This is a genomic window from Microbacterium sp. LMX7-1.2 (assembly GCF_040675935.1).
Taxonomy (GTDB): domain Bacteria; phylum Actinomycetota; class Actinomycetes; order Actinomycetales; family Microbacteriaceae; genus Microbacterium.
Map to the genome: position 1 here is coordinate 1,812,019 of NZ_JBEGIL010000001.1, position 22,846 is coordinate 1,834,864.

The 22,846-nt window shown below is 66.1% G+C and carries 26 protein-coding genes; 13 read left to right on the forward strand and 13 right to left on the reverse strand.

What is annotated here, in order from left to right:
• Position 1 precedes the first annotated feature (1 nt).
• The 3 genes from MRBLMX7_RS08805 to MRBLMX7_RS08815 are packed head-to-tail and all read left to right on the forward strand — an operon-like array spanning position 2 to position 6,335.
• On the forward strand, positions 2-1,999 hold the full coding sequence (locus MRBLMX7_RS08805) for a type I restriction-modification system subunit M (RefSeq protein ID WP_363367659.1): 1,998 nt from the start codon (positions 2-4) through the stop codon (positions 1,997-1,999).
• Positions 1,996-3,225 carry a restriction endonuclease subunit S gene (locus MRBLMX7_RS08810; protein WP_363367660.1) on the forward strand — a complete coding sequence of 410 codons (1,230 nt, stop codon included), beginning with the start codon at positions 1,996-1,998 and terminating at the stop codon, positions 3,223-3,225. Before MRBLMX7_RS08805 ends, MRBLMX7_RS08810 begins: the two co-directional genes overlap by 4 nt.
• Positions 3,222-6,335, forward strand: coding sequence for a type I restriction endonuclease subunit R (locus MRBLMX7_RS08815; protein WP_363367662.1), 3,114 nt, complete (start codon positions 3,222-3,224; stop codon positions 6,333-6,335). The genes MRBLMX7_RS08810 and MRBLMX7_RS08815 overlap by 4 nt, the downstream gene beginning before the upstream one ends.
• Here the strand turns inward: MRBLMX7_RS08815 and MRBLMX7_RS08820 are convergent.
• Positions 6,332-6,793, reverse strand: coding sequence for a hypothetical protein (locus tag MRBLMX7_RS08820; protein ID WP_363367664.1), 462 nt, complete (start codon positions 6,791-6,793; stop codon positions 6,332-6,334). The two genes, MRBLMX7_RS08815 and MRBLMX7_RS08820, sit on opposite strands and share 4 nt — an antisense overlap.
• 372 nt (positions 6,794-7,165) lie before the next feature.
• Complete coding sequence (locus MRBLMX7_RS08825) at positions 7,166-7,621, reverse strand: hypothetical protein (protein WP_363367666.1); 456 nt, start codon at positions 7,619-7,621, stop codon at positions 7,166-7,168.
• Between the two features lie 286 nt (positions 7,622-7,907).
• Between MRBLMX7_RS08825 and MRBLMX7_RS08830 the strand changes: the two genes are divergently transcribed.
• Together MRBLMX7_RS08830 and MRBLMX7_RS08835 are read left to right on the forward strand one after the other, a co-directional pair.
• Positions 7,908-8,903 carry an SDR family NAD(P)-dependent oxidoreductase gene (locus MRBLMX7_RS08830; protein ID WP_363367668.1) on the forward strand — a complete coding sequence of 332 codons (996 nt, stop codon included), beginning with the start codon at positions 7,908-7,910 and terminating at the stop codon, positions 8,901-8,903.
• Between the two features lie 502 nt (positions 8,904-9,405).
• A complete protein-coding gene (locus tag MRBLMX7_RS08835) occupies positions 9,406-9,786 on the forward strand; it encodes a hypothetical protein (protein ID WP_363367670.1) in 381 nt (126 codons plus the stop codon).
• A gap of 87 nt (positions 9,787-9,873) precedes the next feature.
• Here MRBLMX7_RS08835 and MRBLMX7_RS08840 read toward each other — a convergent pair whose 3' ends face one another.
• Positions 9,874-10,443: a TetR/AcrR family transcriptional regulator gene (locus MRBLMX7_RS08840; protein ID WP_363367672.1), complete on the reverse strand. Its 570-nt coding sequence runs from the start codon at positions 10,441-10,443 to the stop codon at positions 9,874-9,876.
• 55 nt (positions 10,444-10,498) lie between these two features.
• Between MRBLMX7_RS08840 and MRBLMX7_RS08845 the strand changes: the two genes are divergently transcribed.
• Both MRBLMX7_RS08845 and MRBLMX7_RS08850 read left to right on the forward strand, forming a co-directional pair.
• Complete coding sequence (locus MRBLMX7_RS08845; RefSeq protein ID WP_363367674.1) at positions 10,499-10,660, forward strand: hypothetical protein; 162 nt, start codon at positions 10,499-10,501, stop codon at positions 10,658-10,660.
• 89 nt (positions 10,661-10,749) lie between these two features.
• The gene (locus MRBLMX7_RS08850) at positions 10,750-11,037 is read left to right on the forward strand and encodes a hypothetical protein (RefSeq protein ID WP_363367676.1); all 288 of its coding nucleotides are present in this window, start codon (positions 10,750-10,752) and stop codon (positions 11,035-11,037) included.
• A 6-nt stretch (positions 11,038-11,043) separates the two neighbouring features.
• Here MRBLMX7_RS08850 and MRBLMX7_RS08855 read toward each other — a convergent pair whose 3' ends face one another.
• A complete protein-coding gene (locus MRBLMX7_RS08855; protein ID WP_363367678.1) occupies positions 11,044-11,274 on the reverse strand; it encodes a hypothetical protein in 231 nt (76 codons plus the stop codon).
• Positions 11,275-11,420: 146 nt separating this feature from the next.
• Between MRBLMX7_RS08855 and MRBLMX7_RS08860 the strand changes: the two genes are divergently transcribed.
• Positions 11,421-12,602 carry a MalY/PatB family protein gene (locus MRBLMX7_RS08860; protein WP_363367680.1) on the forward strand — a complete coding sequence of 394 codons (1,182 nt, stop codon included), beginning with the start codon at positions 11,421-11,423 and terminating at the stop codon, positions 12,600-12,602.
• A 10-nt stretch (positions 12,603-12,612) separates the two neighbouring features.
• On the opposite strand, the gene MRBLMX7_RS08865 is transcribed toward MRBLMX7_RS08860, so the two are convergent.
• Positions 12,613-13,173, reverse strand: coding sequence for a dihydrofolate reductase family protein (locus tag MRBLMX7_RS08865; RefSeq protein ID WP_363367682.1), 561 nt, complete (start codon positions 13,171-13,173; stop codon positions 12,613-12,615).
• A 130-nt stretch (positions 13,174-13,303) separates the two neighbouring features.
• Here MRBLMX7_RS08865 and MRBLMX7_RS08870 point away from each other — a divergent pair, with 130 nt between their 5' ends.
• Positions 13,304-13,486 carry a hypothetical protein gene (locus MRBLMX7_RS08870; protein ID WP_363367684.1) on the forward strand — a complete coding sequence of 61 codons (183 nt, stop codon included), beginning with the start codon at positions 13,304-13,306 and terminating at the stop codon, positions 13,484-13,486.
• A 171-nt stretch (positions 13,487-13,657) separates the two neighbouring features.
• Here MRBLMX7_RS08870 and MRBLMX7_RS08875 read toward each other — a convergent pair whose 3' ends face one another.
• Entirely contained in the window at positions 13,658-14,536 is an 879-nt protein-coding gene (locus MRBLMX7_RS08875; protein WP_363367686.1) for an NAD(P)H-binding protein, read from the reverse strand.
• A gap of 82 nt (positions 14,537-14,618) precedes the next feature.
• Between MRBLMX7_RS08875 and MRBLMX7_RS08880 the strand changes: the two genes are divergently transcribed.
• The 4 genes from MRBLMX7_RS08880 (at position 14,619) to MRBLMX7_RS08895 (ending at position 17,511) form a co-directional block, all read left to right on the forward strand.
• Entirely contained in the window at positions 14,619-15,326 is a 708-nt protein-coding gene (locus tag MRBLMX7_RS08880; protein WP_363367688.1) for a helix-turn-helix transcriptional regulator, read from the forward strand.
• A 74-nt stretch (positions 15,327-15,400) separates the two neighbouring features.
• Positions 15,401-16,309: a DUF2268 domain-containing protein gene (locus tag MRBLMX7_RS08885; protein WP_363367690.1), complete on the forward strand. Its 909-nt coding sequence runs from the start codon at positions 15,401-15,403 to the stop codon at positions 16,307-16,309.
• A gap of 11 nt (positions 16,310-16,320) precedes the next feature.
• Entirely contained in the window at positions 16,321-17,085 is a 765-nt protein-coding gene (locus MRBLMX7_RS08890) for a MerR family transcriptional regulator (RefSeq protein ID WP_363367692.1), read from the forward strand.
• Positions 17,086-17,139: 54 nt separating this feature from the next.
• Positions 17,140-17,511: a VOC family protein gene (locus MRBLMX7_RS08895; protein WP_363367694.1), complete on the forward strand. Its 372-nt coding sequence runs from the start codon at positions 17,140-17,142 to the stop codon at positions 17,509-17,511.
• Positions 17,512-17,689: 178 nt separating this feature from the next.
• Here MRBLMX7_RS08895 and MRBLMX7_RS08900 read toward each other — a convergent pair whose 3' ends face one another.
• The 7 genes from MRBLMX7_RS08900 to MRBLMX7_RS08930 form a co-directional block, all read right to left on the reverse strand.
• On the reverse strand, positions 17,690-18,058 hold the full coding sequence (locus MRBLMX7_RS08900) for a hypothetical protein (protein ID WP_152926180.1): 369 nt from the start codon (positions 18,056-18,058) through the stop codon (positions 17,690-17,692).
• A gap of 14 nt (positions 18,059-18,072) precedes the next feature.
• A complete protein-coding gene (locus MRBLMX7_RS08905) occupies positions 18,073-18,306 on the reverse strand; it encodes a hypothetical protein (protein ID WP_363367697.1) in 234 nt (77 codons plus the stop codon).
• A gap of 239 nt (positions 18,307-18,545) precedes the next feature.
• The gene (locus tag MRBLMX7_RS08910) at positions 18,546-19,016 is read right to left on the reverse strand and encodes a GNAT family N-acetyltransferase (RefSeq protein WP_363367700.1); all 471 of its coding nucleotides are present in this window, start codon (positions 19,014-19,016) and stop codon (positions 18,546-18,548) included.
• Between the two features lie 127 nt (positions 19,017-19,143).
• Positions 19,144-20,199, reverse strand: a complete 1,056-nt coding sequence (gene gnd, locus MRBLMX7_RS08915) for a phosphogluconate dehydrogenase (NAD(+)-dependent, decarboxylating) (RefSeq protein ID WP_363367702.1) — start codon at positions 20,197-20,199, stop codon at positions 19,144-19,146.
• Between the two features lie 209 nt (positions 20,200-20,408).
• A complete protein-coding gene (locus tag MRBLMX7_RS08920) occupies positions 20,409-21,596 on the reverse strand; it encodes a MalY/PatB family protein (RefSeq protein WP_363367704.1) in 1,188 nt (395 codons plus the stop codon).
• Between the two features lie 145 nt (positions 21,597-21,741).
• Positions 21,742-22,494, reverse strand: coding sequence for a 3-keto-5-aminohexanoate cleavage protein (locus MRBLMX7_RS08925; RefSeq protein ID WP_363367706.1), 753 nt, complete (start codon positions 22,492-22,494; stop codon positions 21,742-21,744).
• A complete protein-coding gene (locus tag MRBLMX7_RS08930) occupies positions 22,494-22,721 on the reverse strand; it encodes a DUF2188 domain-containing protein (protein WP_363367709.1) in 228 nt (75 codons plus the stop codon). Before MRBLMX7_RS08930 ends, MRBLMX7_RS08925 begins: the two co-directional genes overlap by 1 nt.
• Positions 22,722-22,846 lie beyond the last annotated feature (125 nt).

Sequence of the window (22,846 nt, forward strand, 5' to 3'; positions counted from 1 at the left end):
CGTGCAGGAGTCCCCGCGACGCTGCACCTCGTTCGATCAAGCAGGAGCATTTGCAGTGGTGAATCACGTCAACTTCATCTGGAACATCGCAGAGTCTCTGCGTGGCCCGTTTAAGCCCGCGGAGTATGGTTCGGTCGTCCTTCCGTTCACTGTGTTGCGGCGCCTGGATGCTGTGCTCGCGGAGACCAAGTCGAAGGTGCTGAACGTCACGAATGCGACCGAGTCGATGCCCGACATGCTGCGGCACCTCCGACTCACCGAGGCTGCGGGCCACCAGTTCTACAACACCAGCCCGTTCGACTTCGCGAAGCTCGTCGCCGACCCGCAGGACCTGCGCGCGAACATGTCAGCATACCTCGCCGGGTTTTCCGAGAACGTACGTGACATCTTCGAGCGCCTCGAGTTCGACAAAACGCTCAATAAGCTGGTTGAGAAGAACAAACTTTACTCCGTAACAGAGAAGTTTGCGCAGGCAGACTTCCACCCGAAGGCTGTCAGCAATATCGACATGGGGCTGATCTTCGAGGAACTCATCCGGTGGGCGAACGAGCGTTCCAACGAAACCGCGGGCGATCACTACACACCGCGTGAGGTCATCGCGCTGATGGTGCAATTGATCTTCGCACTCGACGATGACGCGCTCGCGAAGCCGGGCGTCGTCCGTTCCATCTATGACCCGACTGCCGGCACCGGCGGCATGCTCTCCGTCGCTGACGAGCACTTGCGCCGGATGAACCCGGGCATCCAGCTCAGCCTCTACGGGCAGGACTACAACGACGCCTCCTACGCGATCTGCAAGGCCGACATGGTTATCAAGGGCCAAGATGTCGACAACATCGCGCTCGGCGACACTCTCACCGAAGACGCTTTCGATGACAAGAAGTTCGACTACGGGCTCTCCAACCCACCGTTCGGCGTCGACTGGAAGGACCAGCGCGCGTACGTTGACGAAGAGCACGCGCGTCTGGGCTTCAACGGACGCTTCGGCCCGGGCACTCCCGCGGTCAGCGACGGAGCGATGCTGTTCCTCCTGCACCTCGTCTCCAAAATGCGCAAGAGGGAGGACGGAGGTTCGCGAGTTGCGATCGTGCTCAACGGATCGCCGCTGTTCTCAGGCGGCGCCGGCGGAGGCGAATCGAACATCCGCAAATGGCTGCTCGACAATGACCTCGTCGAGGCGATCATCGGGCTGCCGAAGGACATGTTCTACAACACCGGCATCTCCACATACGTCTGGGTACTCACCAACCGCAAGTCGGATGAGCGCAAGGGGCGAGTACAGCTCATCGACGGGCGCGAGATGTTCACCAAGCTCCGCAAGGGGGTCGGATCGAAGCGCAACGAACTCTCCGCGAAAGACATTGAGACCATCGTCGGCCTTTATTCCGGATTTGAGCACAGTGAGCACTCGAAGATTTTCCGCAATGAGGACTTCCTGTACCGCACTATCACGGTTGAGCGACCGCTCAAGCAGGTGTGGCAGGCGAGTGAAGACGCGATGGAGACCGCACGTAAGCGCGCGCTCCAACCGTTCGGCGGCAAACTCGCTGAGCTGAGTGTCATCCTCGACAGCCTGGCCGGCGACTGGGTGGACACAACCGAGAAGCTGTTCCGTGAGCGAGTGATAGAAAACGCGGAGCGCCACGGGATCGAGATACCCAAGCCGGCGCTCGCGGCGTTCGTGAAGGCGTTTGCAAGCTCGGACGAAGACGGTGAGCCAGCATTGGACTCGAAGGGCAAGCCTTTGCCGGATCCCTCACTTCGCGACACCGAAAACGTGCCGTGGGACGAGGGCATCGACGAGCACGTCGCCCGCGAAGTGCTTCCCTACGCGCCAGACGCGTGGATCGATCACGCCAAGACCAAAGAGGGGGCGGAGATCCCCTTCACCCGCCACTTCTACCAGTATGTGCCGCCGCGCCCGCTCGAAGAGATCGACCGTGATCTTGATGCGGTCATGGATCAGTTGCGCGCGATGCTCGTGGAGGTGGAGCGGTGAGTACGGATACCGAGCTGATCGCTACGAGTGCGGAATGGATCGGCGTTGTCCCTACCTGGTGGGCAATCGAACCGCTCGGCCGATGGTTCCACGAACGGAAGTCCACGGTCAGTGACGCCGATTACGTTCCCCTGTCGGTGACGATGCAGGGCATCGTTCCGCAGCTTGCGAACGTAGCCAAGACGGAAAACAACGCGAACCGGAAGCTCGTTCGGAAGGGTGACTTCGCGATAAACAGTCGGTCTGATCGCAAGGGATCGGCTGGGGTGTCGGAGCTTGACGGGAGCGTCTCCGTGATCACGACGGTACTGAAACCGCGAGGTCTCGATCCCAGGTTCACTCATCACCTACTGCGGAGCAGACCGTTCCAGGAGGAGTTCTACCGGTGGGGGCATGGCATCGTCGATGATCTCTGGAGCACCAAATGGTCCGATATGAAGTCGATCAAGATTCCAGTCCCGTCTGAGTCGGAGCAGCGGGCGATCGCGGACTATCTGGATCGGGAGACGTCGCAGATCGACGCGTTCATCGCGAAGAACGAGGAACTCATCGCCCTCCTCACCGAGCGCCGCGCATCATCGATCGTTGAACTGATCGGGAGGCACGAAACGATTCCCCTCAAGCGATTGGTTTCGTCGAAGCGACCGCTAACCTACGGGATCCTGCAATGCGGGGAACCCGTCGAGAACGGCATTCCGTACATTGGCCCTTCTGATCTCCCCGGCGAGGGCGTCTCGCCCGTTCTCCCATCCCTTCGGCGCACTACTCCGGAGATCGCGGCCGCATATAGGCGATCAGTTCTCGCGGGCGGCGATATCGTCGTGTCAATTGGACCAGCTTTTGGTCGGGTGGGTTTGCTCTCTGATGATCTGGCTGGCGCTAACCTAACGCAGGATACGGTCCGAGTAGCCACGATGCCTGGGAAGGTTGACGCGCACTACCTGGTTTGGGTGCTTAGCTCGCGAATTGCAGACGACTTCTGGGACTGCAAGATCCTCGGAGCAACGTTCCGCCGGCTCAATCTCGGAACACTTGGCGAAACGCCGATTCCACTCCCTTCAATCGATGAGCAGCAAAGAATTGCCGGGATGATTGATGATGCCGTTGCCAAGATCGACACCGCGATAGGTGTTGCGAAGCAAGCCGTCGAACTCGCCAGAGAGCGTCGTGCCGCTCTTATCTCGGCTGCAGTCACGGGCAAGATCAACGTGAGGGAGGCGGCATGACTGCGCCCGCTGGAGCCCACCTCGAGTCCGTGCTTGAGAACGAGATCGCGGAGCACCTGGCCGCGAACGGTTGGCTGTACTCGCCGACTGGTGCCGGATATGACCGCGAGCTCGCGCTGTTCCCGGACGATGTTCTTGGTTGGCTCGTGGAGTCGCAACCCATCGAGTTCGCGAAGGTCATTCGGCCCGACGACACCGAGGCGCAACGCGAAGCGGCATCCCGCCACATCCTCACTCGTCTCGCGAAATCTCTCGACAACGACCCGATGAAGCACGGCGGCACGATCCGCATTCTTCACGAGGGGTTCTCGATGGTGCCGCTGCACGGTGGAGCGGTGAAGTTCCGTATGGCGCAGTTCCGACCGGCGACATCGAACAACCCCGAAACCCTTGCCGACTACGCGAAGATGCGCGTGCGGGTGATGCGCCAGGTGCATTACTCGGCGAAGCATCCGAACAAGGCGCTCGACCTGGTGCTGTTCGTCAACGGCATCCCCGTCGCGACGATCGAGCTGAAGACTGACTTCACACAACCGATCAGCAACGCGGTCCTCCAGTATCGCTTTGACCGCAACCCGGCGGGCGAGCCGCTGTTCGCGTTCGCGAAGCGGTCGCTCGTGCATTTCGTCGCGTCGAACAACGAGGTGCGAATGACAACAAAGCTTGCCGGCGCAGGCACTCGCTTCCTTCCGTTCAACCAGGGTTACGACCAGGGCGCGGGCAACCCCCCGAGCCCGGCAGGCTCGGCATCCTCCTACTTCTGGAAAGAACTGCTGCAGCGGGACGCCTGGCTGCAGGTGCTCGGGTCGTTCGTCCACCTGCAAGTCGACGTCGATGTCGACCCCGACACGGGCAAGAAGACACGCACCGAGAAGATCCTGTTCCCGCGCTACCACCAGTGGCGAGCGGTCAACAGGCTCGTGGAAGCTTCGCGTTCCGAGGGTGCGGGTAGTCGCTATCTCGTGCAGCACTCTGCCGGCTCTGGGAAGACGAACTCAATCGCCTGGCTCGCGCACCGGCTATCGCAGTTGCATGACGAGCAGAACGAGAAGGTCTTCGACACGGTCGTGGTCGTGACCGATCGCACGGTGCTCGACAAGCAACTGCAGGACGCGATCGGACAGTTCGAGAAGCATGCTGGCGTGGTGCAGTCGATCGCTCGCGAGAGGGGAGAGTCGAAGTCGAACGAACTCGCGGGCGCGTTGTCGGGTGGCAAGCAGATCGTAGTTGTGACGATCCAGACGTTCGAGGCGCTGATCACGACGATCCAGTCGAAGCCCGAGCTGCAGGGGCGGCGGTTCGCGGTGATCGCTGACGAGGCGCACTCGTCGCAGACTGGCTCGACGGCGGGCGCGCTCACGAAAGTGCTCTCGCCCCAGGAACGGGCGGCGGTGGCGGAGGGCGCTGCGATCGACTCGGAGGCATACCTGCAGTGGGCAATGGAGGTCACGGCGAACGCGTCGAACATCTCGTACTTCGCGTTCACGGCAACGCCGAAGGCGAAGACGCTGGAGCTGTTCGGTCGGACCCCCGAAGGTGCGGAGACGCCCGAGCCGTTCGACCTGTACTCGATGCAGCAGGCGATCGAAGAGGGCTTCATCCTCGACGTGCTGCAGAACTACACGCCCTATGAGGTCGCGTGGCAGCTGCAGCATCCGGGAGCAGACTATGACGGTCCGGGGGAGGTTGACGAGTCGACTGCGGTGAAGGCGCTTGTGCAGTACGTGCGACTGCATCCGACGAACATCAGCCAGAAGGCGAAGATCGTCGTCGATCACTTCCGCGCGTTCGCGCAGCCGCTGTTGGACGGCAAGGCGAAGGCAATGGTGGTCACCGGCTCCCGCAAGGAGGCGGTGCGCTGGAAGAAGTATCTCGACACGTACCTGTACGACTCGCGCATCCAGAGTGTCAAAGCGCTCGTCACGTTCTCCGGCACAGTCGAAGATCCTGAGGATGTCGGCGAGGGTCTGACGGAGAAGACCCAGAACCCGGGCTTGTGGACGTCGGATCTGGCGGCGGCGTTCAAGCCGTCGACGTACAACGTGATGATCGTTGCGGAGAAGTTCCAGACCGGATTCGACCAGCCGCGACTGGTGGCGATGTATGTCGATCGCAAGCTCGGCGGGGTGCAGGCCGTGCAGACGCTGTCGAGGCTCAACCGCACGTACCCAGGCAAGGACAAGACGTTCGTGCTCGACTTCGTGAACGAGCCGCTCGAGATCCTCGATGCGTTCAAGGACTATTACCGCAAGGCGACGCTGACGGCGACGACGGATCCGAACCTGATCTACGACCTGGTGACGAAGCTCGACGGCGCCGGTATCTACACGATGCCAGAAGTGTCACAGGCGTTCGATGCAGCTCTCGCGGGTGGGGTGAACGCGAACAGCGCGGTGAGCGCAGCGACCGCCTCTGCGGTCGATCGGTTCTCGAAGCGGTGGTTCAACGCGGTCACTGACGGGGATCCCGCGGAGCAGGATGAGCTCAAGCTGTTCAAGAGCGACGCGGGCCAGTTCGTGAAGTTCTACGACTTCATCTCGCAGGCGCGAAACCTCGAGGACACCGACCTGCCTCGGCGGCACTACTTCCTGCGGCGCATCCTGCCGCAGTTGTCGACGGCGACCTATGAGGAGCCAGTCGACATCTCGAAGGTGCAGCTCACCGAGTACAGCATCGCGCCCGGTGAAGCCGTGAAGCTCAACCTGGAGCAGGGCCCGGGGCTCGACCCGATCACCGCAATCGGCTCGGGCGCGATTCACGAGAAGCACCGTAGCGCCCTCGAGGAGATCATCGGCAAGCTCAACGAGCGCTTCGGCGACAAGTACGGGCTCGGCGCAGTCGATCTCACCGTCAACCACATCATGGGCAAGCTTGCCGTCGACTACGATCTCGCGCGCCAGGCCGAGGTGAACACCCCGCAGCAGTTCGCGGAGTCGCCGGCGCTGCCGAAGGCATTCGCGAGGGCCGTCGTCGAGGTGCGTGATGAGACGCCGTTGCTCATCGACGATTTGCTCAACGACAGCAGAATGTTCGTAGAGCTGAGCAAGGCGCTTCCCGCCATGCTTTACGAGTTCCTAAGCGAACAACAAAATTCGCACGGTGTGGACTAGTCAGCGACCGTCGGCCAGGGCGCGAACCTGCGAGAATCGAAGTGGTAGATCAAAATTTCACCTTCGTCGTCCACCACACCCAATGCGAGGTCGATCGGCTCGCGAAAGTATGGCGAGCTCGTGTCCTTCTCCTCGTTTAGCGCTGGCTCTTCGAGCAGTTCGATCACGACTGCGGGCTCGCCGTACGCAGGCCGAATCTTATTTCGTAGATTCGGCTTCCATTGGACAAACTGCCCCGGCACGAAGGCGTGTCGTTCAGTTAGTTCGTTGTACCGCGCGGTCAGCAGGTCTGCGTATGCAGCTGTTCTTCTGCGTTCGAGCGCTTCCGAGGACCGAGAGGCTGCCACCTCGGCGATCACCTTAAACTGATCCGGATTCTCGATCGCAAAACGAATCAGCGCGTCGGCCTGCGGAGAGATCCCACCTTCGATAGTTTCCTCGCCTTGAGTCTTAGACAATCGAAGCCTCCTTCGCGGAGCGGATTGATGACCGGTTGAAGTTGTTCATAAGAGAGCGCGGATTGGTCGATTCAAGCTCAAGCTCCAGTCGAGTAAAGGCCCGCACGATTTCTGCCTGCATGTCGGCGAAGTCAACCTCTGATGCGGAATATCTCCGAGTCGCCGCTGAAACGCCTCCGTACGCAGCCGCTACCGATGCTCCTACAGCGAATTCGCGCGAGACGACCCCTGGCGAATCACCCGATTCGACAATCGCCTCCCGGATCTTTTCGGAGCTTTTTACCCGTCGGCTCCGGAAGAAAGCCACGCTTAGCACAGATGCTGCACCCAGAAGGAGGGCAAATGACAGCCAAATCAATACCATTGCCACTACTAACTCTCCGATCGCTTCAGACCTCGAGTGCTCCGAGACTCCCCGAAAAGAACAACAAAAACAGACAGCAAGAAGCATGTGGCCGCCAGAGTAAAGGCAACTACTAGCGTATCACCAGAGGACATGGCAAGCGCCGGAGTCGCCCCCGCGAGGTCCTGTAAGCTCAGCAGCGCGATCGCCGCCGATGCGATGATGACGGTGATCCACTTGATTGCTTGGGCTGCACCCCGCAACGCCCCCTGCCCCCGCACGACGCTGGTATCAGGAGAGAAATCGTCGAGGAACGCTGCGGCGAGAGCTAGCGCATAAGCGAAAAGCGCGGCAGCGAGCGGAAGCCGTAGGTCGGTCACCGCTTGACCCGCGAGTTTCACGATCCCCAGGGGCACCCAGACCGGAACCGTGGCAACCACAACCCAATCTCTGACAAAGGGTACGAGCGCTCCCCAGTTAGGCACCCTGACCCCCTTGCTTCGCCTCAGGAGAATACTTACACACGTGATCCGACGACCTCAAGACGACTAGGGCCTGGCACGACCGTCGTTGGCGCGGCTCGGTTCCGGTTAGGCCGGCACATCATCAGCTCGGAGCGATCCAAACTGATGAGAACTCGGGCGTCGCACCTACGCGTTCTGATGGAGCCGAGCGCCGAGGCCTGCCAGAACCACCGACTGCGCGGGACTCGACCAGGCCTATGATTCTCATAAGAATACGATGCGTTGCGAAACCCGAAGGAGCACCCACATGGCCCTCACCGCCCACTCCACGATCGGCGACTGGCTCAGCGACCCGACCGGCGGCCCGCTCATCCGCGGACTTTTCGAGCAGACGGGCGCCGATCCCGAGCTCCTCACGCCCGTCCTCGGCCTCCCCCTGCAGCAGCTCGTCGCGATGAGCCAGGGCCAGCTCCCGCAGTCGGTCGTCGACGACCTCGTCCGCGCGGCCAACGGCGGCGAGATCCCGGACGACACCGACACCAACACCTGGACCGAGACCCCCACCACCGGACGCTTCGCCGGCAAGACCGTGATCGTCACGGGCGCCGCGTCCGGGATCGGCAGGGCCACGGCATCCCGCATCGCCCGTGAAGGCGGACGCGTCATCGCCGCCGATATCTCCGCCGAGAAGCTCAACGCGCTGAAGGCCGAGCTGCCCGACATCGTCACGGTCGCCGGCGACCTCACCCAGCAGGAGGCGATCGACGCCGTCATCGCCGCCGCGGGCGACCCCATCGACGGACTCGCGAACGTCGCCGGCATCAACGACGACTTCTCCCCCGCGGGCGAGACGACGGATGCCGTGTGGGACCGCGTCATCGCCATCAACCTCACCGCCCCGTTCAAGCTCATGCGCGCGGTGCTGCCGATCATGGAGAAGGCCGGCCGCGGCGCGATCCTCAACGTCTCGAGCGAGGCGGGCCTGCGCGGAAACGCCTCGGGCAACGCCTACACGGCGAGCAAGCACGGCATCATCGGCGTCACGAAGTCCGCGGCGTTCATGTACGGGCCGAAGGGCATCCGCGTGAACTCCGTCGCTCCGGGCGGCGTCGCCACCGGCATCCCGATGCCCCCTAACATGTCGGAGTACGGATCGGGACGCCTCGCCCCGTTCCAGCAGGCCATCCCCACCGTCGCGACCGCCGAGCACCTCGCCGCGTCGATCACGTTCCTGCTGTCGGACGACGCCGTGAACATCAACGGCGCGGTGCTGGCTTCGGATGGGGGATGGTCGGTGCAGTAGGGGCTACAAGCCCCTAGAGCTGTCCATAGATCGGACTCAGATGACTGTCGTCGCGCACGTATCCGGGCGGGACCTTGAAGCCCCGATCAGTGACCTTAAGGTTGGTGATCTTTGAGAGCGAGTAAAGCTCCCACGCTGGTAGCGTGTTCGATCTACTCGCCCCCGAGATTTGGTACCCACGCAGCAACAAGTTGCCAGTCGTGGCGTGCTGCCCGACTGCTGCTGGACGTGCCACACGGGGCAGCCCGTCATACAAGAATTCGATCTCAACGCGATCAGCAATCGCTCGGAGGAGGTCGTGCATCTGAATCCCCTCATTCGACTCGTCTTGCGCTGACCCTACATCCATCCATCGCACGTCCGGTCAGGCTCAACGCTCCTGAACGCGACGATCGGTGTCTTCATTCGTCCAGCAAGCCTCGATCTCAAGTCGGCCCGGTTCGCGAGTGCGGAACTCGGTGGACTTACATGCCTCACATCTCCGTCGCCTACCCTGATCACCATGAAGCGCCTCCCCGCCCTCGCGTCCGTGGCCGTCGGCATCCTGTTCCTGTCCGGATGCTCTCAGGCGGCGACACTCGCGGCGTGCGGGCAGGTCGCGTCCGAGGCCGTGCAGGTGACTGGGGCGATCAATGAGCTCAGCTCGCCCACCCCCGAGGCGGCGCAGGCCGCGCTCGCCGAGGTTCGCGCGGTGTCGGAGAAGATCAGCGGCATCGACGGCCCCGCCGAGTTCGTCACGCTCCGCGACTCGTGGACGACGAGCATCGACGCGTTCGTCACCGAGGGCGAGAAGGCGATCGCGGGCGACGTCAGCGGAATGGATGCTGCATCCGCGCAGCTGCGCACGGCGACCGACGCGATCGTCGCGTACTGCGCCCCGTAGCGTCGGGGCGTTTCGTCTCAGGCGACTTCGTCGTCTTCGCTCAACGACCGGCGGACGGCGACGTCATCGTCTTCGCTCGACGACCAGTCAGCGCGCGATCCCCCGCAGCAGCCGCGAGACCGTCTCGTCGACCCGGTCCTCACTCAACGGCTGCCCGATCAACGCCGCGTACGACGCCATCGCGATGAGCTGATCGGCGATGGCGGCAGCATCCACGTCCGCGCGGATCTCACCGTCGACCTGACCGCGCCCGATCCGCTCCGCAACCCACGACCGGATCGGCGCCGCGAGCCGCTCGTTCAGCGCGAGCCCCAGCTCATGATCGGTCGCCGTCACCGCGATCAGCGCCCGCGCGAGCGCCACGCCCTCAGGACTCCCGAGCCCCTCGGACATCGCCGAGAACCACGCATGGAAGTCATTACGCACGTCCTCGGTCATCGGCACGGAGACGTCCGCCCCAGGCACGTCACCCTCAAGCAGCGCCTCGCCGAGGATCGCCGCCTTCGACGGCCACCACCGGTAGATCGTCTGCTTGGCGACTCCGGCGGACTCCGCGAGACCCTCGATCGTCACAGCCTCGTAGGTGCCGGCCATGACGGCGGCGCGCATCGCGGCAAGCACGGACTGGCGCGCGGCTTCGCTACGGGGACGGGGCATTCGACCAGGCTAACCGGTGCGGATCGGCGGCCGATGCGGTTGCTAGGGTCGGGGCGTGAACTTCGAACCCCAATTCAGTCTGTTCCTGATCCTGAACATCACGCTCATCGTCTTGGGCGTCGTCGTCGGGTTGCTCCTGACGTATCTGGTCATCCGACAAGGCGTATTCCACGGCCTGCGCGCGCACACGCGGTGGATCGACGACGGCAAAGACTAGACGAAGCGGGTCGGGTCGACCGCGACGGAGACGGAATCGCCTGAGGCGAGGATGCCGCCATTCCGTCGCAGGTCGGCTTCACTTGGAGGATGCCGCAGCCCACGTCTCCCTCACCCGAGCGCCGCTACACCGTGCTGCTCATGTTCGCGCTCGTCGGCTCACTCGGCGCGACATGGTGGGGAGCATCGGCGCTCATCGCCACAAATGTGGAGGCAGACATCCACGGCACCGCCGGCGGCCTATCGCCCGTGCCGCTCGCGGCCGTGGTGATCGGCACCATGGCCGCGGTCGGATCGCTGTGCGTACTGACCTGGCAGCTCGGGCTCTTCCTGCAGAGCCGCCGCCAGAAACCCGGGCGCTCGAAACCTGAGCGCTGAGACCCGCTAGTCCCGCCTCCCGGCATCCGCCCCGTACTCCGCCTCGAACGCCCGCATCTCCCGTCGTGCGTCACGCAACCGGAACACGTTCACTGCCGCCATGGCGAGGAAGGCGAGCGCGGAGATCGCGTACAACCAGGGCAGGGTGCCAGTGACCATCAGCGCGATGGCGAACCCCACTCCGATCAGCGGCACCACGATGCCGTAGACGCCCCACCCTCGCTTCCGTTCCAACACCAACCGCTGCTGGATCAGGGACGGCTCCGGCTCAGTCGTCCGCACAGACTACGCCCCACCCCTCCGCACCGATGGAAGGATGGAAGGGCTCCCGCCTCGCCCCTGCGACGGCATCCCGAGCATCATCACCACGCGGAGGAGGCGGGATGAATCCCGGTGCGTTCGACCTGATCACGCAAGACGACCTGCGGGGTGCGGGCAGCGTCAAATGGACGACGTTCCCCGACACGATCGGCGCGTTCGTCGCCGAGATGGACTTCGGACTCGCTCCCGCCGTGAGCGCCGCGGTGAAGGATGCTCTCGACGTCGGCCTCACCGGATACCTGCCGACCGCCGCGGCGACCGCTCTCTCCGAGGCGACGGCCCACTGGTACTCCTCGCATTACGGGTGGGAGGTCACTCCCGAGCGGGTGCACCACGTGCCCGATGTGATCCATGCGTTCGAGCTCGCGATCGAGCACTTCACGACCCCCGGGGCCGCGGTGATCGTGCCGACGCCCGCGTACATGCCGTTCCTCCTGGTGCCGCCGATGCGTGGGCGCCGCGTGATCGAGGTGCCGAGCATCGAGGTCGACGGACGCTGGGTCATGGACCTGGATGCCGTCGCCCAGGCGTTCCGCGACGGCGGGGAACTGCTCGTGCTCTGCAACCCGCACAACCCGCTCGGCACGGTCGCGACGCGCGAGGAGCTGCTCGCGATCGCCGACACCGTCACAGCCGCGGGCGGGCGCGTCTTCTCCGACGAGATCCACGCGCCGATCGTCTACGCCCCCGCGCAGCACATCCCCTACGCCTCGGTCTCGGCGGAGGCCGCCGCGCACACGCTGACCGCGACCTCGGCATCCAAGGCCTGGAACCTCGCCGGCCTCAAGTGCGCGCAGGTCATCCTCTCCAACGACCAGGACGTCGCGCTCTGGGAGCGCCTCGGATTCTGGGCGGGCCACGGCACCTCCACGCTCGGGGTCCTCGCGAACACCGCCGCGTACACCGAGGGCGGCGAGTGGCTCGACGGAGTCGTCGACTACCTCGACGGCAATCGGCGGATGCTGTCGCAGCTCGTGTCCGAGAAGCTCCCCGGCGTGCGGATGATCGCCCCCGAGGGCAGTTACATCGCGCTGCTCGACTTCAGAGCGACAGGGCTGACTGGCGATCTCGGCGAGTGGTTCCGCGAGCACGCGGGCGTCGCGATGACCGACGGTGCCGCGTGCGGGCGGGCCGCGATCGGGTTCACGCGGTTCGTATTCGCGATGCCCCGGCCCGTGTTGGTCGAGGCCGTCGAGCGGATCGCCCGCGCACTGCAGGAGCGGGCGGAGGAAGACGCGGCCTGACCCGGGCCTCTTAGGATCGCGGCGTATACCGCATCAGGGTCGCGCCCGATCCGAACTCCCGTCGTTCCACGAGCTCCAGACTCACCCGCTCGCGCAGACCCTCGAGCAGATACGGACCGTGGCCGGCGACGATCGGATGCACGACGAAGAGGTACTCGTCGATCAGCCCGAGATCCGTGAGCGCCGACGACAGCGCGAGACCTCCGACCGACAGTCCCTTGCCGGGCTGCTCCTTCAACGCCCGCACCGCTTCGCCGAGGTCACCGCCGACGAGCTCGGCGTTCCAGTCGACCTCGTCGAGCGTGCTCGAGACGACGTACTTCTTCGCCCGGTCGAGCGTGTCGGCGAACTCCTGCTCCCCCGCATCCATCCAGTTGGGCCAGACGCCGTCATCCGGACGCTTCCACGCCTCCCGCATCATCTCGAATGTGACCCGGCCGTAGAGTTCGGCATCCGAATTCTCCATCTGCTCCGTCCAGAAGCGCATCAGCTCCTCGTCGGGCGCGACCCCGGCCTCGTGATGCACGCACCCGTCGAGCGTCACGTTGATGGCATACCGCAGTGGTCTCATGGCGCTGCTCCTTCGATGCGCTGATCGTCCGCGACTCGAACCTTGAACAGTATTCTGCACTGTCCTCATATGAGGCCTATGGTCATGCCATGATCTGCGCCGAAAGACCCAAAGTAGTGGGAACCATGTCGTGACCATACGACGTATCGGGTACGCGATCTGGTTCGCGCTCACCATCTATCTGTTCCAGATCGCCGTCCCCCGGCCCCTGGACTGGACCATCATCGGGCCGATCGGTGGCGGCATCCTGCTCTACTTCGTCGACTCCGCCTGGCAACGGAGGGCGGCGCGCGATAAACGAGATCGGCCTTGAGCGCTGTCTCGACGCTGACGGGACGATCACGCGACGTCAGTGCATTTCGTCTCGTCGCTCCGCTCCTCGCTCAACGAACGGAGGGGTCGCTCACCGCGTTTTGTCTCGTCGCTCCGCTCTTCGCTCAACGACCGGGAGGGGCGCTGTGCCTCGCTCGACGACGAGCGCTGCTCATCGACCGTTCAGCACCGGCACCAGCTCCTCCCGCACCCAGCCGCGCAGCCCGGTCGGCGTGGTCGTGACCGCGGTGCGTTCCTGCTCGGGCACGAACCCGTCGCGCAGACCGGTCGACATCCCGAGCACGGCCTCGGCCATCGCGTCCGGCATCCCCGCGTCTCGCAGCGCCCCGAGCATCGCGTCATCGGTGATGCGCGACACCTCGACCTCCCACCCCAACACCTCCGACAGGATCTCCGTGACCTCCGCCCAGGTCAGATCCTCCGGGCCATGCACCGCCTGCACACGCCGCCCCGCCCACTCCCGGTTGAGCAGGGCGAGCGCCGCGACCTCGGCGATGTCGCGCGGAGCGACCCACGCCATCGACGCATCCACCGGCAGCACGGTCGTCAACCGCCCGGCCTTCAGCGACTCCGGATCGAGCAGCAGGTTCGAGAAGAAGTACCCGCACCGCAGGTGGGTGACGTCGATGTCGAGAGCATCCAGCGCGACCTCGGTCGCGCCGAGCCCGTCGATCTCCCCCGCGCCGTACCGCTTCTCGGCGCCGATGCTGCTCTGGAACACGACCCGCCCGATGCCGTTCTCGGTCACGGCCGCGATGAGGGCGTCGGTCGCGCGCGCGTAGTCGGCGAGCGGATCCTCCGACATCACGGACGGATCGACCCAGTGGATCGCATCGACGCCACGTGTCGCGGCCACGACCTGCGCGGCATCCTGCGAATCCGCCTCGGCGACGTCGACAAACTCACGCAGGTCGTCGGGGATCCGCTCCGGATGCCGGGTCAGCAGCAGCGGACGGATGCCGGCGCGCACCAGCATCCGTGTCAGATGGCTTCCGACGTTGCCGGTCGGGGTGTTCACGGCGATGCGCATGATGGTCCTCTCGTCGATGTCCGGTACACGGTACGGACAGATGCGGCCTGATTCTGGCCGCATCCTGCGCGATCATGGATTCGTGGACTCCCCCTCGACCCGCACCCTGCACCTGCTGTCGCTGCTCCAGACGGGCGGCGAGTGGGATGCCGTCGCGCTGGCCGAGCGCCTGGGCGTCAGCCCGCGCACGGTGCGCCGCGACGCGCAGCGTCTCCGCGACCTCGGCTACGACGTGCGATCGCGGCCAGGTCCTGGTGCCGCGTATCGACTGCATCCCGGCACGAGGATCCCGCCGCTGCTGCTCGACGCCGACGAGGTCTCGACCATCATCACGAGCCTGCTCGTGCTCGAGGCCTGGTCTCCCGACGATCCCGCGCCGGGGATCGCTCGCGCCAAGCTCGAGCAGACCCTGCCGCCCGCCCTGCGGCGCCGCGCGGCCGCGACCGCACTGTCGACGCAGATCCTGCAGTCCGGCCCGACACCCGTCGACTTCGCGCTCGTCGGCACGCTGTCGGATGCCGTCGCCGAGAGCGCCCGCGTCGCCTTCGCCTATACCGACCAGCACGGGCGAGAGACCCAGCGCGTCATCGAGCCGTACCGACACGTGCTGCGCGATCGGCAGTGGTACGTCGTCGCGTACGACGTCGACCGCGAAGACTGGCGGCTCTTCCGGCTCGACCGAATGCGGTCGGCGAGCCTCCTCCCCGGAGTGCATGCGGGGCGGGAGTTCCCGTTCCCCTCTATCGAGGAGTGGCTCTCGACGGACTTCGGGCGGGTTTCGCGCAGCTGAGCGCGCGACGCGTGGAGGCGACGCACATCACGCGCTTGACCTTGACGCGACGGCAATGTCTACCGTCGGATGACATGACCGTCACCGTGATCGACACCGCTTCCGCAACCGCCCGCATCCTCGACGCGGACCAGCCCGCGCGCGCCGGCCTCGTCCGCGAGATGTGGGCGCCGATGGAAGGTATGTACCACTTCATCCCCGGCGGGCTCGACCTCGCCGACGTGCACCGGCAGAGCTTCGGGTTCGATGCCGACCATTCCTCGGATGAACTCCGCGCCGCGCTCGACGCCCTCGTGAAGGCCGATGCGTGGCAGCGCATCGAGACCGCGCTCCACGTCGGCATCGAAGCACTCGAGCGCGCGAATCCCGGCATCCGAATCCCCGACCTGACCGTGCTGGTGATCCTGGGCGATCCGAGCAACCGGCATTTCGTCGAGGAGGTGCAGGGGCTGTCCGGCTTCGGCGGCATCAGCGGCTACATCACCCTGACGCTCTGGCCGACCCCGCCCGTGCTCGATCGACTCGAGGCCATCGCCGTGCACGAGCTGCACCACAACGTGCGGTACTCGCCCGGCGGGGTCGTCTGGGATCCGGCCACGGTCACCGTCGGCGAGCACGTGATCTCCGAGGGACTCGCCGACGTCTTCGCCACCGAGCTGTACGGACCGACCGGGTACACGCATTTCGTCTCCCCCGAGACCCGTACCGACGACCGCGTGCTCGCGAAGGTCGCCACCGGCCTCGACGTCACCGGGATGCAGGACTTCGCCGCCTGGGTCCTCGGCGACTCCACCGCGCGACTGTTCGGCGGTGAGCCCGTCGGACTCCCGACCGGCGCCGGTTACGCGGCCGGCGCACGTCTCGTCGAGGCGTACCGTGAAGAGAGCGGACGCACGGCGGCGGAGTCCGTCCACACGCCGGCCTCACGCATCCTGTCCGTCGCTCTCGCCCGCCTCGGACTGGCAACGACCGCCGACGACTGAACGGAGCCCGCATGGAGTGGACCGTCTCCGCGCTCGCCGACCGCGCCGGCATCAGCGGTCGCACCCTGCGCCACTACGACCGCATCGGACTCCTCGCGCCCGACCGCGTCGGAGCGAACGGCTATCGGTACTACGGACCGGTCGCGGTCGCCCGGCTGCAGCGCATCCTGCTGCTGCGCGACGCGGGGATGCCGCTCGCCGAGATCGAGTCGACGCTCGATGCCGCTGAGACCACCGAAGCCGAAGTGGCCGCGCTGCGCTCGCACCTCGCCCAGCTGCAGACGGAGAGGGATGCCGTCGCCCGGCGCATCGCCTCGGTCGAGCACACCATCGAGATGCGCATCCAGGGGCGCGAGCCCCGCATGGACGTCATGCTGCAGGGCTTCAACGACGACTACGAAGACGAGGTCGTGCGGCGCTGGGGGCGGGAGGCGTTCGACGCCTCGAACCGCTGGTGGCACGGGAAGTCCGTGCGTGAGCAGCGCGACTGGAAGGCTCGCACCGACGCGCTCGTCCATCGGTGGCGGGAGTTGCACGAGCAGGGACTCACGCCGGAGTCATCCGAGGCCCAAGAGCACGCCGCCGCGCACCTCGACTGGTTCGCGGAGATCCCCGGCGCGCCCACGCACGCCGGCGACATCGCCGGCGCGAACGCCATGGTGCTCGGCATGGCCGAGCAGTACGAGACGAACCCCGACTTCCACGTCACCTTCGGAACACCGGATGCCGCGGCCTTCGCCGCCGCGGCGCTGCGCCTCTTCGTGCGGGAAACCTGACCTTCGATCGCAAGGCCTTTCGCGTCATCCGTCCGCCGCTCTACCCTGACCTGCATGTTGAAGATCGTGTCGATCGTGATCCGCGTGAACGACCTCGCCGCGCAGGCCGAGTTCTGGAAGGCCGCCCTCGACTACGTGGAGCGCGACCCCGCCGACGACGACTGGGTCGTGCTGAAACCCCGCGACGCGGACGCGCCGTGCATCGCGCTCGACGCCCACCATTCCGAGCGGGTGCTGCCGCCGCGCATCCATCTCGACATCTACGCCGAGGACCAGGATGCCGAGGTGCGCCGTCTCACGGACCTGGGCGCACGCACGGTGCACTGGGACGGCCGCCCCGATGACGCGGACTACATCATCATGGAAGACCCCGAGGGCAACCGTTTCTGCATCGTCGACCGCCCGGACTGGGTCGGCTGGGGCTGATCACCGGCACGAAAGATGGAAAACGCTGCGGAAGAGGGCGGCTCCGAGGCGTTTTCCATCTCTGGTCGGAGGTGCGCGGCATCACCCGGACGGAGGACGCCTGGGGACGCCGTAGAACGGAGAGAAAGAATCTGCACCACAGCGGGGCTGTGCGAGTCCGCGCCGTGGGCACCTCGTGTCAATCGCGATCGATTCGAGTACACGGACGTCCGGCGTCTCCTGACGCTTCGCCTGGCTCGCTCTTGTAGCCCCTACTGACGAGAAGAACCCGCCGCCAGTACGACGATGCGAGGAACATGGGTTCATTGCGACGACCGGACACCCCAACCACCACGGTCGTGACCATCGACACGAGGAGGAAGATCGGCCCGATCCACACGGCGTGAGCGCCGATCATGAACCCGACGACAACAACGAAAGCCGTAACGAGAATGCCGGCCACCTGGCCCAGCCATCGGTGCACGCCGGCTGCCTTCACTCCGAAACCGAGCCCCGCACTCACGGCGAGAAGGACGGTGAGGAGATAGACGAACGGTTCGTTCACCATCAGCGGTCCTCCGTTCAGCACTTGATCCTCCAGATCACACCCGGGATAGGAGCCGCAGTGAAGAACAAGCAGCTCTTCGGGCTATCGCCTTGAGCGAGGTTGGCCTGAGCCACGATGTACGACGCAAAGACCTCAGCGTGGTCGGTGCCGCCGTCGGTCTGCGCTGCGGCGGAGTTCGCCGTGGTCACGAGGGACAAGGTGACGGCCGTCGCGATCAGGCCCCGAGAGAACTCGCTTGTGTTCTTCATACGAGAAACAAAAGCATACATATGAAGACGGTGCAGAATACTGTCGGGGTGTGGAGATGCTCAACGGTCATGACCGATCGGAGTGCCACGTCAGAGATCCCGGAGGTTCACAACGGGTCGAAAAGGCATCTCACACGGGCGCTTCAGGAGCGTTTCCGACCACTCACGGCGCGCGGGATGCATTACCGACCTCGGCACGTCCGCTACAGCAGGTCCGCCGCAGCGGGTGACCCTCGCGGTCAGAGCGTGCGGGAGAAGTAGTACGCCCGCTCGCCGGTGTCGGGGTCGCCGTTCGTGAAGCCGTGCCTCTCGTAGAAGCGCATCGCGTCGGCATCCGACTCGTCCACGTTGATCTCGATCTCGGCGACGCCCAGTCGCTGGCACGCCTCGACCACCACCCGCAGGATCTCGCCGCCGATTCCGCCAGCACGCTCCGAGGGATCCACGTACATCTCGTCGAGCAGCGCCACGGGCCCGTCCGACCACACGTTCGGACGCACCGTCACCAGCGCGACACCGACCGCCGGCTCACCACCGAGCACCGCGAACGTCGATGGCCCCGCGAGCAGGGCGCGCAGCCTGCGCGTCAGCACCTCGACGCTCGGGGTCTCGGTGTCGAACTCCGTGTTGAACGCGTGGAGTAGCTCCGCGATGCGGGGGGCATCATCGGGTGCGGCGGTGCGGATGCGGACGGCGCCGGGTCGGTTCATCTGATCGCTTTCGGGTAGCGGGTGGTGCGGATGCCGGGGGGTGGCGATTCGAGGAACGTAGCGCGTTTCGTCTCGCTTCGCTCGCTCAACGACCGGGGGCTGCCGCTCGCTCGACGACCGAGCGCGACTACGCGGACTCGGCCTTGCGGGCACCGGCCTCCAGCACGTCGCCCGCGGGGAGCTCCTTGTGGCCGCCGAACTGCAGGCGCATCGCCGAGAGCACCTGATTGGCGAAGCGGTCCTCGTCGCGTGAGGCGAAGCGCTCGAACAGGGATGCCGCGAGCACCGGCACCGGCACACCGACGTCGACCGCGGCCTTGACCGTCCAGCGCCCTTCGCCGGAGTCGGAGACGCGGCCGGCGAGACCGTCGAGCGTCGGGTTCTCGTTCAGCGCCGCCGCGGTGAGGTCGAGCAGCCACGACGAGACGACCGATCCGCGTCGCCACAGCTCGGTGACCTTAGCGGTGTCGATGGGGAACTGGTAGAACTCGGGCTCCTCCAGCGGAGCGATCTCGGCGGAGTGCTCGGCCTCGCGCACCCCGGCATCCGCGTTGTGCAGGATGTTGAGGCCCTCGGCGATCGACGCCATGATGCCGTACTCGATGCCGTTGTGCACCATCTTCACGAAGTGCCCGGCACCCGACGGTCCGCAGTGCAGGAAGCCCTGCTCCTCGGGGCTGAGCTCCCCGGTGCGACCCGGCGTGCGCTCGATCTCACCCTCGCCCGGCGCGATCGTGCGCAGCACGGGCTCGAGGTTCTGCACGGCCTCGTCCGGTCCGCCGACCATGAGGCAGTAGCCGCGCTCGAGTCCGAAGACGCCGCCGCTCGTGCCCACATCGACGTAGTGGATGCCCTGCTCGCGGAACGCGGCCGCCCGGCGCACGTCGTCGCGGTAGTTGGAGTTGCCGCCGTCGATCAGGATGTCGCCCTTCTCGAGCACGGCCGCCACATCGTCGGCGACCTTGCCGGTGAGCGACGCGGGCACCATCATCCACACCGCCCGCGGAGCCTCGAGCTTCGACGCGAGATCGGCCATACTGTCGGCGCCCACCGCACCCTCGGCGACGAGCGCCTGCACGGCATCCGCATTGACGTCGTAGACCACGCACTCGTGCCCCGCCCGCATGAGTCGGCGCACGATGTTGGCGCCCATCCGTCCGAGTCCGATCATCGCGAGCTGCATGAGGTTCCTTCCGTCGCGGGGCAGGGGATGCCGTCATCCTCACACGCGCGCGGGGGTGCGTCCAAGGGGGTGGCGCGTGTCGCTCGCTCGGGGCGCGTCACCGCGTTTCGTCTCGCTCGCGCTCGCTCAACGACCAGAGGGGCGCTGGCGCTCGCTCACCGATCGGAGGGGCTGGCGCTCGCTCACCGACCGGAGGGGCTTGCGCTCGCTCACCGACCCGAGGCCCGCACGGCATCCCCCATCGCGGCGAGCGCCTCCGCGAGAATCGGCCGCGGAGTCGCGAACACGATCCGCACGAAGTCCTCGTACCCGCGGCCGAGCAGGGCGCCCTCGGTCAGCACGACGCCGGCCTGCTCGCGGAAGAACGCCGCGGGCGGGCCGTCGATGCCCAGGGCGCCGGTGTCGATCCATCCGATGTAGGTGGCCTCGGGTTCCCGGTAGACGGCACCGGGCAGGTGCTCCGCGACGAGCTCTCCGAGCGCACGCCGCGAGTCCGACAGGTACGACAGCACCCCGTCGAGCCAGGGCCGCCCCTCGCGGTACGCCGCGGTCGACGCGACCACCCCGAGCGTCGACGCCCCATGCTGCACCGAGAAGCCGAACCGACGGTACTGCTCCTGGTCGATGCGGTTCGACAGCACGAGCTGAGCGGTCTTGAGGCCCGGGATGTTCCACGCCTTCGAGGCGCTCGTGCCCGTCACGGTGTGCGCGGCGGTCGCGGGCGAGACCGAGGCGTAGGGCACGAAGGGCCGCCCGTCGAAGCGCAGCGGGGCGTGGATCTCGTCGGCGAAGACGCGACCACCGTGCCTCTCGACGATCTGCGCGAGGGCCTCGAGCTCATCCCCGTCGACCACGGTGCCTGTCGGATTGTGCGGGTTGCAGAGCACGAGGGTCCGCGCTCCCGCCGCGAACGCCTCGTCGATGCGGTCGAGGTCGTGATGCCAGCGACCGTCGATGTCGACCCCCGGCACCTCGACGACCGGGTGCCCGATCGTCGGGAGGAACGTGAGGAACGGCATGTACGCGGGCGTCGGCACGATCACCGGGGATCCCGCCGGCGCGTACTCCTCGACGGCGACGCGCAGCGCCGCCATGACGTCGGACACCGGATGCACGTTCTCGGGGTCGATCGTCCAGGCGTACTCGTCGCGCATCCAGTCCGCGGTCGCCCGGCCGAGCTCGGCGGCGAGGGGCGGCGACAGGTAGCCGAGGTTCTCTTCATCGATGGCCCGATGCATCGCCGCCGCGATCTCAGGGGCGATGCCGAAGTCCATCTCGGCGACCCAGGCGCCGATGCGCCCCGGGTGCAGACTCCACTTGCGGCTCTCCGGACGATCGAGCTCGAACCGGGTCCGGGTGTCGAAGGGATGCGGGGCAGGGCGCGCGACGTCGGTCATGGTGTGCGGCTCTCAGGCCGTCCGGCGACATCGCGACGTCGTGCGCGCGGTGCGGGTGTCGGACATGTCGGGCTCCTTCGGCGGGAGCTTCCACCCTACGAAGCGCGCGTCGTCGGCGCATCCCGCGTGTCGATCCGTGTCGCCCTCAGGCCCCGCCCGCCAGCGCCGCCGCCGCACGCACGAGCGACGCGTTGTCGGCCGCGAGCCGCCCGTCGGGCAGCACGAGCGTGTCCTCGAGTCCGATCCGCGATTCCAGTCCGAGCTCGGCCGCCAGAACGAACGCGGGCCAGGCGGAGCGCGCTTCTCCGTGCAGCAGGATCGCGATGTCCGGCTCTTCCGCCCGCACATGAGCGATGAGTCCCTCGGCGTGGTCGCGCACCACCTCCGCAGCCTCGTCGGGGAGTTCGATCAGCACCCGCAGGCACTCGCCTCGCAGGGGAGACTCCCGCCACGCAGCGAGTCCCGTGGCGTCCCAGATGCCCGCTTCGATGCGGACGCCCCGCCTGTGCAGCATGTCGGCGACGCGCGCGGCTCCGGCCTCGTGCCAGTTCAGGGAGGCGAAGTCGGGCAGCTCGGCCCATCGGGCGATCGCGTGGATACGGCGCTCGACGTCGGGCTGGATCCACGCCCCCGTGGTCACACCGAGCGGGGCCTCCGGGCACGCCTCCCGGAACGCCCGCACCCAGCGGGCGACGTCGTCGGGCGACAGGCTGTCCCGCCCCTCGGCATCCTTGGGATGCACGTGGATCGCACCCGCGCCCGCCGCGACAGCCCTGGCGGCGTCGGCGGCGGCGAGACCGGGGTCCGCGTGCAGCGCGGGATGATCGGCGATGTCCTGAGCGCCGTTGACGCAGACCTGGATCAGCGCTCGCGGCACCCCCTTGGCTGGGCCGGCCATCAGTTCATGAGCTCCCTCGGGTGCCAGTCGTACAGACCGCCCGTGTCGGACGGCCCCTCCTCGGTGCGCACCGAGTGCTCGACCTGACGCGCGACCGCGGCGCCACGACCGACCTTCACGGCCTCGTCCTGCGACGAGAAGCTCATCCCGAGCGTGCGCGACTCGCCCTCGATGCGGTTGAACCAAATCCCGTCGCGCTGGAAGGTCTCGATGTCTCCTGCGGCCATGTGTCGCGTCCTCTCCGTCCCCTCCTTCCTACGCGAGGCCACCGACAGCGCAGACCCCCTTGACAGCATCCGCGGCAGGAAGGCATTCATGTTTCACGGCCCAGGTCAAGGCCGGTGACTCCCGG